The sequence below is a fragment of the Dehalobacter sp. TeCB1 genome (genome assembly GCF_001707455.1).
Taxonomy (GTDB): domain Bacteria; phylum Bacillota; class Desulfitobacteriia; order Desulfitobacteriales; family Syntrophobotulaceae; genus Dehalobacter; species Dehalobacter restrictus.
On the sequence record NZ_MCHF01000026.1, the window covers coordinates 1 to 13,091 of the forward strand.

The following is a 13,091-nucleotide window of genomic DNA, read 5'->3' on the forward strand; positions in this document are numbered from 1 at the left end:
CTCCATATAATCTGAATCGGCTATTTTTAACAGGTACTATACCTGTTATTCCCAGTATTTTGACAGACTCAATGAAACCCCACTATATTTACTCTGTCAAAGGTTGCATTTACTTTGACCGCTCACCAAATGAAAAAATCCTTCGTCTCTCGTCTCTCGTCTCTCGTGCCAGCCTTTTCCGCCGCACTCCCGGCATTTTTCAGTGTTCCTGGCAGCTAAGGTCTGACCTTCTTTTTTGCGTGTTACCTCAACGAGCCCCAGCCTGGTGCGCCCCACTACTTTACATTTGACCTTATCCTGTTTAAAAGACTTTTCCAGCATTTCCAGCAGCTGATTCCAATCCTCATTTTGTTCCATGTCAATAAAATCGACGATAATAATCCCGCTAAGGTTTCTAAGTCTTATCTGCCTGGATATTTCTGTAGCAGCCTCCATATTCAGACTCTGCAGGGTATGCTGCAGGGAGCTTTCTCCAGTGTATTTTCCGGAGTTGACGTCAATGGCGGTCAGGGCTTCAGTCTGTTCAATCACCAGATAGCCTCCGCTTTCAAGCGGGACCTTGGGTTTTAATGCTTTCAGGATTTCATCACCGATATGATAGCGTTCAAACAAATTCCCTTTAAAGTCAGTCCATATTTTCCCGGAAACTGAGCATCTGACTTCCCGGAGCTTTGTCCGTAGCAGCTCGGCCATTTCCCCGTCATCGGTAATAATCCTGGTTACCTCTTCGTCGATCGTTTCTCTTAACAGACGGGACAATGGGTCGCTGCTGCTGTAAATCAGTCCCTTGCCAGACTTGCTTTTGATTCTTTCCGTTAAGGTCTGATTGATTTCTAAAATCTTTTCAATATCATCAGCCAGTTCTTTTTCCGCAACGCCTTCCGCCATCGTCCGGACAATCAGACCAGCATTCTCAATGCTGAGATTCTGGGCAAGTTGATTAAGACGTTCTCTTTCTGTTTCATCCGTTATTTTACGTGAAATCCCCAAATATCCGCGATTCCCGGGCAAGAGTACCACAAAACGCCCGGGCAGTGAAAGATTGGTCGTAACTCTTGCTCCTTTATTACCGACAGCTTCCCGGGTGACCTGAACAATCACCTCCTGGCCTTCTTTTAAGAGGCTCTCGATCGGTGGCACCGGCGATCCGGGTACATTTTGCACCTGGACATATTCTGGATTGACAATATCCCCTGCATAGAGGAAGGCATTCTTCTCGAGCCCAATATCGATGAAAGCAGCCTGTATGCCTGTAACAATATTACTGACCTTCCCCTTGTAGATATTGCCGGCCAAACGGGATTCTCTTCCGGAATCATCCAGGACTTCTGCCAGTCTGCCTTCTTCCAGTACCGCAGCCCTCATCCGATGATCCTCAGTGGTAATGACAATCTCTTTCAATCTTATCCCTGCTTTCAGGCTTAGTATCAAATCCAAATTTCTAAGATGACACTATATCGTTGCGATCACTTCGAGTGGGTTTCTGAGCATCCCGTCGGACTGTTCGATAAACAGGCCTTCCCTTGTTGTCGTTACGCCTGAAATATCTACCGGAAGTCCTTCCATGTTTTTTAGACTTTCCAGGATTTCAACCGGCCGGACTGAACCAGCGTTTCCGGTAATAATATCCAGGCGCAGTTGTACATGATAATTCTGAGCATCCGCAGAAATAACCCCTTCTTCAGAAATCAGTGTTATGGTTTTAACAAACGGACGAATATTCCGCTCTATTTTTTTGCCCTGCTGATAGCGAATCCCTGTTGCTTCGTCCCTGTTCAGCCAGTTCCGGCAAGCTTTACGGAGTTCTTCTGCCTCGACCGGACGAAGGAGAGGCGCTTCGGTCCGGTATCTGGCAAGATTAATCACAGCCATCAGTGCCTTGCTTCCCTTTACTGCGATCCCAGCGCCTATGATTTTTATGCCCTCGGGCAACTGGCTCTGAAGCCGCTCAACGATATTCCCAATATCACATGCTCCGGCTTCTGTTGCTTCTCCAGCTTCTTCCCGAATAGCGTCCTTTTCTTGTTCTTTATTCTCTTTGACTTCAATATCGACATATTCCTGTTCTCCTTCCACACCGACTGGCAAAGGGGGACCAAAAGCAATCTTCGGATGAGGATTGAATCCTTCGGAAAAAGCCACTTCAATTTGGGCTCTGCGCAGGGCCCTGTCCAACATTCTGGTTAAATCCAGATGCGCAATATACCGGGCTTCACCTTTCTTGGTGTAGGCCAGCCTTATCTTCATCATAACCGCCTCTTTTCCAATCTTTCCAAGATATAAATATCAGAGCTATCTTCCAAAGCTTTGTTGTAAAGCCTTTCTTTATTCCGGCATGTTTGTAAAAAAGCCGAATACATTACTTGTAAACGAGGAGGGATTTCAATGCAATTTTCTTCTGGCGAACAGACGCCGCTAAGATTGCTGGATGAGGCCAACTTCTGGAAACACCAGGAATATGAGCATACGAACGTCATCCGGGAAATCGTGCCGGATCTGGAAAGAAAATTTGTCGAAGAACTTAAAGAATGGGAACAGGCTCTGACAAGGACGCATAGCCAGGTTGTCCAGCTCACTGAAACATTGGTCAGATATGGAAATACGCAACCGGTTGTCGCCGATCAGGCACTTCGTCTGATCAGCTTTTCTCTTGAACAAAGCGGCCGGTTTGTAAAATTCCTTTTTGAAATTCTAGATTTGAGTCAGGCAGTCAAGAAGAATCCGACTGCTGCAGCTGTAATCAAACACATCATCCGTGAATCTGAATATTTCATCGGGATCACCCAGACCATCTGCAGTCAAGGCTAGGTTCTGTATAAAGTTAAAGCGCACTGAATTTTACGGGTCTGGCCAGATCCGGACAGACTCCGCAGTGGCTGCATTTTTCCCGGCAATCAGGTGTGACAGCTTCAGTCAGGGCCTTTTTATATTCTCCAAGCAAGTAGGATTTCTTGACACCTGAGTTCAGATGGTCCCAGGGAAGGATCTCATCCTCTGATATCCGCCTGTTGGCATAGAAATGCGGGTCAATGCCGATTTCCTCCATTCCCTGCTTCCACAGATCATACCGAAAATGCTCACTCCACCCGTCAAATTTGCAACCTGCGTTAACCGCCCATTCCAGTAGCTCCGCAACTTTGCGGTCACCCTTGGCAAATATGGCTTCCAGAAAGCTTGCTTCTACATCGTGGTAGATAAACTTGATCCGGTAATCCCGCAGTTTCTTGCGGAGGTATTCCTGTTTTTCTCTAAGAGTCACCATGGAATCCTGTGCTGCCCATTGAAAAGGCGTATGCGGTTTGGGAACAAACGAACTTGCCGAAACTGTGATCCTGCAGCCGCGTTTCCCAAGTTTTCTGGACAACTCTAGGACTTTTCTGGCCTGTTCGACGATTCCGTCCAAGTCCTCATAGGTTTCGGTCGGTAGTCCAATCATATAATACAGCTTGATACTGCTCCATCCTCCTTTAAAGGATGCTTCTGCCGTCCTTAAAAGATCCTCTTCCGTTACGCCTTTATTGATAACATCCCTTAAGCGCTGGGTTCCGGCTTCCGGTGCAAAGGTCAGTCCGGATTTGCGTACTTTTTGGACCTGTTCGGCAATCTCAACATCAAATGAATCCAGGCGGAGTGAGGGAAGGGATACACTGACCCCTTTGGGTTCCATTTTAGCCATCAGACCTTTAAGGACACCGTTGATGCAAGTATAATCACTGGTCGACAGCGAAACAAGTGAGATTTCTTCATAACCGGTGGCCTTGATGGATTTCTCCGCCTGTTCCAGCAATGCTTCAGGAGACCGTTCCCGAAGCGGCCTGTAGATCATTCCGGCCTGACAAAAGCGGCATCCCCTGGTGCAACCCCTCATGACCTCAAGCATTACCCTGTCATGAATAGCCTCCGTATACGGGACAATCACTTTTTCCGGGAAGTAGGCCGAGCTGAAGTCCCGCAACACCGCCTTTCTGACCGTCTCAGAAATTCCTTCCCTGACTGTGATTTGCTGGATTGAACCATCAGGTTTGTATTCGGCCTCATAAAAACCCGGCACATAGATTCCCTGAATCTGGGCCAGTTCGACCAGAATAGCTTCCTTCAGTTTTCCGTTTTTCCTGGCTTGCTGAATCACGTGAAGAACTGCGGGAAATTGTTCTTCCCCTTCCCCCAGGAAAAAGAAATCTACAAAAGGCGCCAGAGGTTCAGGATTGTAGGCACATGGACCACCGGCAAATATAAAGGGATACGCACCCCCACTTTCCGTCCCGTTTTTTCTGTCTTCGGATTTTAACGGTATCCCGCTGAGCTTTAGGACATTTAATAAATTGGTATAGCTGAGCTCATATTGCAGCGTGAAAGCGACCACATCAAAATCCAGCAGAGGACGAAAAGATTCCAGTGTGTAAAGCGGGATTCCTCCCTGCTTTAACTTTTCTTCCATATCCGGCCATGGAGCAAAGGCCCTTTCACAGAGAAACTCTTCATAAGAATTGATGCGGCCGTACAGGATACGTAACGCAAGATTGGACATGCCGACTTCATATACATCAGGAAAGACAAATGCCACCCGTACATCTGTCTTTTCCCAGTCTTTTTTTACCATATTCCATTCACCACCGACATAACGACCGGGCTTAATCACCTGCGGTAAAATCCGGTCGAGTTTCTGGCGAATCCATTCACGATCCTTCTGATTCATATGTATTTCCCCCTTGAGCCTATTTATCCAGGCAGGTCTTCATAATATATACGCTTTCGGCAGCATAAAGGCTTTGACCTGCCTTTATGCCATCCATGGCATCGTAACACTAGGCCATCCATAGCCCTCGTGTGCCGCGCTCAGCATCCCTGTTCCGCTTGACGTTGTCTATATATTACGGAGACGGATTACTTAATTGTGGATAAATTATTATAGCACAGCACCTTATTCTTAAGCAAAAACCTACCTTCCAGGCGCAGAAGGGCTTTCTTTTTGTCCAGGCCGCCGGCATAACCGGTAAGTTTTCCATTGCCGCCAATCACACGGTGACACGGAATTAAAATGGAGATCGGATTATGCCCGACTGCACTGCCTACCGCCTGAGCGGACATCGTTGTTAACCCCCGGGCCAGAGCAATACGTTGGGCAATTTCCCCGTAAGTTATGACTTTCCCATACGGTATCTGCAGCAGTATCTCCCAGACAGCCTTCTGGAAGTCGGTCCCCACAGGAGCCAGATACAAATCCATTTTGGGAACTGAAATACCTGCCATGATACCTTTCGCATTTCTTTCCGTGCTTGCCGCCTGTTCCTCTTCCCAAGCTTGTCCTTCTTGTCCCGAAAAATAAAAATCCAGCCGCCGACGCAGCGTCTCAAAAACAGGATATTCCCGATTCTCTGTCCATTCGGAAGTAACGGCAGGATAATGCTTCTGGCCAATGAACCATAAACCGCTTAGCTTATCTTGGACTGCCGCAGCTGTCATTTTTCCAAGAGGTGTATTCACAGTGCAGGTATAGGTCATGTTCGTTTTCATGTTGACAGGGTACCAGCTCCCTTCACCTATTTGAATAGCCGGTCTGCCAGTCCAACCCTCTTCGAGCTGAAAAGACAGAGTGACGAATTCTCAGATAGGATAATATAATACAGTAATTGCTCGTATGAAAGCAAGCGAAAAGAAGTATTGGAGGGGAAATTATGTTCAAATACGCCGATGCGCTGTTATTTCCAGTAGAAGTCAATTATCCAGACCCGCAGTTCGGCCGGATCATGCTGGAACATTACGGCGGGAAAGATAGCGAGTTCTCCGCAGCCACCCAGTATATGAATCACCGTGCTAATATGCCCAACCACTTTGTAAGGGAGTTATTGGGTCTTATCGCAGCAGAAGAACATAGCCATATGGAGATGATTGCTGAGGCGATTAACAGACTTGGAGGACCACCACTTTGCTACGTCAATTCCGAGGGTATACCCTGGGACCTGACCTATGTCGATCAAAGCCTTGATCCTGTTGCGATGCTGCAGGCCGATGCTGAAGCTGAGATCCGCGCAAAAATGCTTTATGACACACATTTGACAATGACCAGCGATCCTGGTCTGAAAAAGATGATTCGCTTTCTGGGTGACAGAGAAGATGTCCACAAACACCTTTTTGAAAAGTCCCAAGCTATGATCCTTCAGGGTGCTGCCCCAGGAAGTTTTAGCACATTAATCAGGGAATATCGAATGAGCTTCCCAGTCTGAATGCTTCTCTATATTTACCGGTGCATGATATTTACATGCTTTTGGATCATTACCACAGTATTCCATTCTATATGATCTTTTTTTATTCTTCTTTTAATTTTCCGACCATGCAATTGAGTCCAAAATCCATCATGCCCTGGATAACTTCAGTCTCACTTAGCATTCTTTCGATCTTATCGTCTTTACCCATTACACTGACGAGACTGAAATGATCAGCAGAAAACTTATCAATAATCTGTTTAAGCGCAGTGTCCCTACTTACCGCGAGACTCCTTCCAGGCATCAGCCCCTGCGCCAAAAGACGCTCTTTCTTGCGGCAGAGCTGCTTTAAAAAAACAATTCTGGCATTGTCCAGCTCTTTGCCGCTGCCAATCCAGAAAAAGATGCCAAGAACAATAAAAAGAATCGGTTCATAAATATAGAAGCCCATTCCCTGCATCAGGAAACCAGCAAAAACAAAAGCACCCCCAAGGCATTTACCGGCTGCCGCCAGGAACCGGGTGGTCGGGACAAAACCAAAAGACCCCGCCAGCAGGCCACGGACAATTCTACCACCGTCAAGCGGCAGAACAGGAAGCAGGTTAAAGGCTGCCAGCCAGAAATTTGTTTTGGCAAATTCCAACGCCCATGCTCCGCTTAAGATTCCGTTTTCACGAAGAATCTGAATAAAAAAGAACAACACGACATTGACGGCCGGACCAGCAAAAGCAATAATTGTCTCCTCCTTCTTTTTCCCTTCAAAACTGTCGTCAAGAACGGCCGTCCCCCCATAGGGATAGAGCTCGATACTCCTACACCTGATCCCGTAACCTCTTGCAGCAAGTATATGACAGGCTTCATGAACAATAACCAGACTAAAGACTAGAAGCGCCCTGACAACCTGACCAGCAAGCATACATAGGATTAACAGGATGATAAAGGTCGGGTGAACTTTAACTTTCATCTTGATCCCCCTCTGTCCCCATCCCTAGCAGATCGATTAAAAAGTATTAAGTACAATCGGGATTTTTGAATTTATATACTAGTTCTGAATTAGGTATGTCAAGGGGTCGACCGGCTGACCGTCTTTTTGCAGTTCTAGGTAGAGCCAGGGTTTTTCCTGTGCTGAACTGACTCCGACTGTCCCCAATTTTTTCCCCATCGAAACAGGTTCACCCCGTTCAACATTAATATCGCCAAAATTCCCCAAAAGGCCTTCCCAGCCATTGCCAAAGTTGATCCGTATCACTTTTCCGAGTTTTTTATTTTCACTGACTTCGAGTACAACTCCTTCCTGGGGGCAGAGCACAGCAGTCCCCAGCGCACTTTCAATTTCAATTCCGCTGCTGATCGTCCCATCCTCATCTGTACTCTCAAACGCTACCTTGACAGCTCCGGCTACAGGTGGATAAAAAATCTCTTCTTTTACAGAATTCACCGGCAGGCTTTCAGAGTTCTGAAGGCCTATTGCTTCTTTTGCCATCGTGTTTAATGCCACATAGATATTTCCACTGCTCATACCGCCTTGATAAACAGCATAGACACCTTTGGAAACAAAGTCCTCTCCGCTGGCACTGAAAACAATCGTTAAAAACAAAAAAGCCGAAAGAAGTACTCTTTTCTGACTGCCGTTCCAATCGGCCAAAAGACCTCCGGAAGGTTTTTTATTGAAATAAGTCCGATGATCTTTCCAGTCGCTCCTGACATATTCCTGATCATCCCTGTAACCACGTCCGATCTCCCGGGCAGCCTTTTCAAATTCCCAGTCATCCCAGCGCTCAAACGGATCCATTCATCCACCGCCTTATAAAGGTTTTCCTTCAGGGAGACAACCCTAATAAAGAATATGAACAAATACGCAAAAAAGAACATCTTCCTGACGAAAATGTTCTTTTAGAAATTTCTTTACAGATTTGAATAATGGCTTGTAAACTTTTATCGTTGAAGATGTCAGAACATTCGTCGTTCTCCTCTGCGACTTACGCTTAAGACAAGCCCGACCGCTAGCATATTTGCCCACATCGAGCTGCCGCCGGAAGTAATAAACGGCAGAGGAATTCCGGTGACAGGCATGATTCCTGAAGCCATCCCAACATTGATGAAAACATGGAAAACAATCATTGCTACGACTCCGGAGACAATCAGGACCCCATACCTGTCTCTCGATTTGGTGGCTACGGTAACCATCCGCAAAAGCAGGATGCAGAATATAAACAACAGTATCGATGTTCCGATAAAGCCAAATTCCTCGCCCACAACTGAAAAAATAAAGTCTGTATGATGCTCAGGTAAAAAATTATATTGGGCCTGGGTGCCTTGCTGGTACCCTTTGCCCCAAATGCCTCCGGAACCTATGGCCCAAACCGACTGAATAACATGATATCCATCCCCTGAAGTATCCTTGGCGGGATCCAGAAAAGCAATAAACCGGTTAATCTGATAATCTTTCAAAGGCAACGGCAATCCTTCCAGAAATTTCAGCGGTCCGGGAAGGTTCGTGGCTAAGTGCAATGCAACAGCACCAATGGCCGCCCCAATGCAGCCGACAATCACCGCCCCAAATTTAATCGGATTCGCTCCGGCAACAAACATCATTCCAATAAAAATCGCCCCGAACACCATCGCAGTCCCCAAATCAGGCTGAAGAAATATTAATAAAGTAGGCGGCAGTACAAACAGCAGGGGTAGAATAAAATCCTTTACATTATTCAGCTTTCCTTCCCTCTCATTGAGAAAGCTGGCAAACGTAACAATCAGCAGCACTTTGGCAAATTCCGAGGGCTGAATGCTTTGCGTAGAGGTGATAGGTATCCAGCGCTGCGCACCCTTCGCTTCAGAACCAAAAGCAAAAACGAGAAGAAGCAGGAATATATTGAAAGCGTAGATCCAGATACCGATCTTTTTATAGTTTTCATAATCAGTAAACGCAACAATGACTGCAAGAACAATTCCTGTAGCGATCCAGACCACCTGAGTTTTCACATAATGATACGGGTCTGACGCCATAACATTGATGGAAGCCGTGCTTAAGATCAGCAGGCTCGCCCCTAAAAGCAGTACAACTGCCAGGACCATTCCAAGATCGAGACCTCTGATAAAATTCCAATTTCTTTCTTTTATCATACAATACTCCATATATCGGCTGCTACCAAAGATTATATCACAGATCTCTCCGTTCACAATGATAACTTGACAAGTATGGGTTTTTTCTTACTAAAATACGTTGAACATCTTCATCCCGGCCCGACTCCAGCCGTCCAGGCTTACGAGACAAACCTCATATAGACAGCCTGTCCTAAATTCGAATGCGCATTCAAAATCGCCTCCGGGGGCGAATTTGGGACAGGCCTGATCCCCATACATCGATGTAAAGTCTTGTTCACAAAAAAAGAAGCTTAATGCTTCCTTTTTGTTTGACTTGAGCGATTTACTCACGAAATCGACTGTGTTCTCTCCATATAGTCCCTTCTAATTTTCTTTACAGGAACACTGGCCATCAGCGCGACTTCCCTCTCATCTTGATTCAGGTATACCTCCAACCCCTCTTCGTTGATCACCATATAATTCGATATCACCTTGACCAGATCTTCTTTTAAGCGATTCATCAGGTAGGGCGATATCGTGGCACGGTCATGAACCAGAACCAGCCGCAGCCGATCTTTGGCCTGACTACGGCTTCCGGAATTGTCCTTGCCCAGCACACGATATAATAATTCCCACAACATAATTACCTCCCCCCAGTGCAGGGCTAGCGTATGCCAACTAAATTTTTCAGTTTATCCATCAGGGAATTCGATACATCCAGATTCATTAATGGGACTTCTTCGCCTCTTACCCTCTGTGCAATCCTCCGGTAAGCTTCGCCCGCTTTGGAAACGCCGTCCATGACTGCGGGTTCTCCTCTGTTGGTCGATACAATAATCTTCTCGTCCTCCGGTACCACACCGAGAAGATCAATAGCCAAGATATCAACGATATCCTCAATGTCCATCATGTCCCCTTGTTTAACCATCCGTGGTCTGATTCTGTTAATAATTAGTTTTGGATTACGCAGATCCGCACTTTCCAATAGTCCGATAATTCTGTCGGCATCGCGGACCGCACTGACCTCCGGCGTCGTAACGACAATTGCTTTGTCCGCACCGGCGATTGCATTGTAAAAGCCTTGCTCAATCCCAGCCGGACAATCGATCAGCGTATAATCAAATTCTTCACGCAGCTCTTCGCAGAGAACCTCCATCTCATCGGGGCTTACTGCTGTTTTGTCTTTCGTCTGAGCAGCCGGAAGCAAATGCAGGCTGTTGAACCGCTTGTCCTTAATAAGTGCTTGTTTGATCCTGCAGCTGCCGCTTGTAACATCGACAATATCATAGACGATCCTATTCTCGAGGCCCATAACAACATCAAGATTGCGAAGGCCGATATCCGTGTCGACCAATGCAACTTTAAATCCGGCAAAAGCCAGGGCTGTCCCCAAATTTGCTGTTGTAGTAGTTTTCCCTACGCCACCTTTCCCTGAAGTTACTACAATTGTTTCACCCATAACCAAGCCTGCCTTTCATCATAAATGATTAATGCATTGTCTTACATTTCAGTTATAATTTTCCATTGCCAAGTAAAAAATAAATCCCCTCTTCAGAATTTCAACCAGTACCTTATTAGCCCAGCGTGAGCTTTGATCTGTTTCTGTGTAAGAAGATTCTACAATCCCTTTTGCTTTTCCTTTCGCAAAGAAAAAAAACCGAGGATCAAATTCCCCGGTATTTCTTATTTATATGACTATTTCCAGCCAAAATGATATTTAAATGCTGCTTTCGCGACATAACCCGATGTTTCACTGCCGTGTCCGCCATATTCCACCACGCCGGCAAATGCGATCTGAGGATTGTCATACGGTGCAAACGCGACAAACATCCCGTTATAAGCTTCTTCTTTGGATGTTCCCTTCGAACCGATCTGGGCCGTACCGGTCTTGCCGCCGCCGGTGAACTCTGGTATATCTCTGAAAAGCCAGGCCGCTGTCCCCTCACCGCTCGTTACTTCCGACATTGCTTTTTTGATCGTTTCAATATTTTGTTGGGAAACAGAAACTTCGTTTAGAACTTCCGGCTGGTTCTGCTGAACGACTTTCCCGGTCACAGGGTCAAGAATTTTGTCCACAACATAAGGCTTGTAATGTTTTCCGCCATTGACAATGGTCGCGACATAGTTAGCCATCTGAAGAATTGAATAGTGGTTTGCGCCTTGACCAATCGAACTGTTGAAACTATCGTACAACCGCCAGTTTACATACTCATTAATGTTATTTTTATACTCCTGTTCGGCCTGAGCAATTTCATCTTCTTTATCATGCTGAAGTGTATTTTTTTCATCCTGATCTTTTGCACTGGCCAGAAGCTGCGCATATTTATCCCCAATTTCCTGAAGCTTTTCTTCTCTTTTTTTATCGTAGTAGGGTTTATAATAAGATTCCTTCCAGGCCGGGGAAGGCACATTTCCTTCCGCTTCATACGGTAAATCTACACCGCTAGTAACCCCCAGGCCAAATTCATTGGCAATTTTCTTGATCAGCTCCGGATTTTTCTCATAAACCCGGCGGCCAACAATCTGGAAATAGATGTTGGAAGAATGCGCAAGCCCGCTATAAAGGTTCACCCTGCCAAAGTTATTTCCACCCCACTCGGCGACCCCTGCACTTTGTACATCCGGGGACCCCAGCGAAGACATGGTATCCATAAAAGTATCGTCCGGTGTAATGACGCCTGCTTCCAGAGCAGCCATTCCCGTAATCATCTTAAAAGTCGAACCGGGAGGATACGTACCGGTCAGCGCCCGGTTGAATGATGCGGCATCTTCACTGCTGAAATACTTTTGAGCAGTTTCCTCCGAAATTGTCCCGATCAGGTCATTCGGATCCATGAAAGGACGGGAAGCCATGGCCAGTATTTTGCCTGTATTCACATCGATGACCACCGCCGCGCCGGCCTGGGCATCGGGATGGGTCTTCTGAATATCCTTGATCACTCTGTCCAGTTCGTTCTCCACGACACGCTGCATCTTGCTGTCGATGGTCAGCTGCAGGGTACAACCTGCCTGGGCTTCCTGGAGCGTTTCTTTGTCGATCGGTCTCGCGTTGCCGTCGACGCTGACAATTTCTACGCCATGACTGCCGCGCAGCCAGGTATCGTAACTTTTTTCCACGCCCATTTTCCCTACAAGGTCACCCTGCGTGTAGCGATATTCGTCATCATTGGACTCTGCCTGCTCATTGAATTGTTCAATTTCACTCTCGCTTATTTCCCTAACATAACCCAAGATCTGACCAAGCAGTGTCTTTTGCGGATAAACCCTTTCCGCTATTGGTTCAATGCTGACGCCGGGCAGCTCATTGCTGTGCTCGGCGATAATCGCCTGTAGTTCTTTTGGTATATCTTCCAGAATGACAACCGTCTTGTAGCTCTTCCACTGCTGGTTACGAATCATCACCAAAAGATCCTCGGTAATCAATTCTACCGATTGGTTTGGATAAGGCCAGTACGGTTTAATATATTCTGCGAGGTTAGCAACAACATCTTTCCAGTTGGTGTTCACTTTCTGCAGGTCAGTCCAGTCCAGGGTCAGCGCAAAACTCGGCACGCTTTGGGCCAAAACGATATTGTTGCTGTCCACAATCTCTCCGCGGACCGCGGACGTCGTGACCGTTTTCATCACATTACCGGCCGCCAGGTTCGAATAATAGGACGCTTTGGCAATCTGCAGCCACCATAGATTAAATCCTAAAATCAAAAAAAGAAGAATGACAACCACACTGAGCCAGGTCAATCTCCTCTGATAGGGTTGTCTCTCCCTTTCTTCCATCGTGTTCATCTCCTATTAAGCATCATGTTT

At 46.4% G+C, this 13,091-nt stretch carries 12 protein-coding genes; 2 read left to right on the plus strand and 10 right to left on the minus strand.

The features are described 5' to 3' along the window. Positions 1–96 precede the first annotated feature (96 nt). Both A7D23_RS07495 and A7D23_RS07500 read right to left on the minus strand, forming a co-directional pair. Complete coding sequence (locus A7D23_RS07495; protein ID WP_025206111.1) at positions 97–1,401, minus strand: Rne/Rng family ribonuclease; 1,305 nt, start codon at positions 1,399–1,401, stop codon at positions 97–99. Between the two features lie 51 nt (positions 1,402–1,452). Then, entirely contained in the window at positions 1,453–2,250 is a 798-nt protein-coding gene (locus A7D23_RS07500; protein WP_242836955.1) for a TIGR03936 family radical SAM-associated protein, read from the minus strand. Positions 2,251–2,385: 135 nt separating this feature from the next. Between A7D23_RS07500 and A7D23_RS07505 the strand changes: the two genes are divergently transcribed. Then, entirely contained in the window at positions 2,386–2,808 is a 423-nt protein-coding gene (locus tag A7D23_RS07505) for a DUF2935 domain-containing protein (protein WP_019224799.1), read from the plus strand. 13 nt (positions 2,809–2,821) lie between these two features. Here A7D23_RS07505 and A7D23_RS07510 read toward each other — a convergent pair whose 3' ends face one another. Next, positions 2,822–4,696 (minus strand): TIGR03960 family B12-binding radical SAM protein, encoded by a 1,875-nt coding sequence (locus A7D23_RS07510; protein ID WP_019224798.1) that lies wholly within the window; start codon positions 4,694–4,696, stop codon positions 2,822–2,824. Positions 4,697–4,884: 188 nt separating this feature from the next. Continuing rightward, a complete protein-coding gene (locus A7D23_RS07515) occupies positions 4,885–5,502 on the minus strand; it encodes a methylated-DNA--[protein]-cysteine S-methyltransferase (RefSeq protein ID WP_025206112.1) in 618 nt (205 codons plus the stop codon). A gap of 173 nt (positions 5,503–5,675) precedes the next feature. On the opposite strand from A7D23_RS07515, the gene A7D23_RS07520 reads away from it, so the two are divergent. Then, positions 5,676–6,224, plus strand: coding sequence for a manganese catalase family protein (locus A7D23_RS07520; protein ID WP_019224796.1), 549 nt, complete (start codon positions 5,676–5,678; stop codon positions 6,222–6,224). Positions 6,225–6,306: 82 nt separating this feature from the next. On the opposite strand, the gene A7D23_RS07525 is transcribed toward A7D23_RS07520, so the two are convergent. From A7D23_RS07525 to mrdA, 6 genes are all read right to left on the minus strand, one after another. Beyond that, entirely contained in the window at positions 6,307–7,167 is an 861-nt protein-coding gene (locus A7D23_RS07525) for a M50 family metallopeptidase (protein ID WP_019224795.1), read from the minus strand. Between the two features lie 78 nt (positions 7,168–7,245). Then, complete coding sequence (locus A7D23_RS07530; RefSeq protein WP_019224794.1) at positions 7,246–7,995, minus strand: peptidoglycan DD-metalloendopeptidase family protein; 750 nt, start codon at positions 7,993–7,995, stop codon at positions 7,246–7,248. A 158-nt stretch (positions 7,996–8,153) separates the two neighbouring features. After that, positions 8,154–9,326 (minus strand): rod shape-determining protein RodA, encoded by a 1,173-nt coding sequence (gene rodA / locus A7D23_RS07535; RefSeq protein ID WP_025206113.1) that lies wholly within the window; start codon positions 9,324–9,326, stop codon positions 8,154–8,156. A 308-nt stretch (positions 9,327–9,634) separates the two neighbouring features. Beyond that, the gene (gene minE / locus A7D23_RS07545; protein ID WP_025206115.1) at positions 9,635–9,925 is read right to left on the minus strand and encodes a cell division topological specificity factor MinE; all 291 of its coding nucleotides are present in this window, start codon (positions 9,923–9,925) and stop codon (positions 9,635–9,637) included. Between the two features lie 26 nt (positions 9,926–9,951). After that, on the minus strand, positions 9,952–10,746 hold the full coding sequence (minD, locus tag A7D23_RS07550) for a septum site-determining protein MinD (protein WP_019224790.1): 795 nt from the start codon (positions 10,744–10,746) through the stop codon (positions 9,952–9,954). A 236-nt stretch (positions 10,747–10,982) separates the two neighbouring features. Continuing rightward, on the minus strand, positions 10,983–13,061 hold the full coding sequence (gene mrdA, locus A7D23_RS07555; RefSeq protein ID WP_068883440.1) for a penicillin-binding protein 2: 2,079 nt from the start codon (positions 13,059–13,061) through the stop codon (positions 10,983–10,985). Positions 13,062–13,091 lie beyond the last annotated feature (30 nt).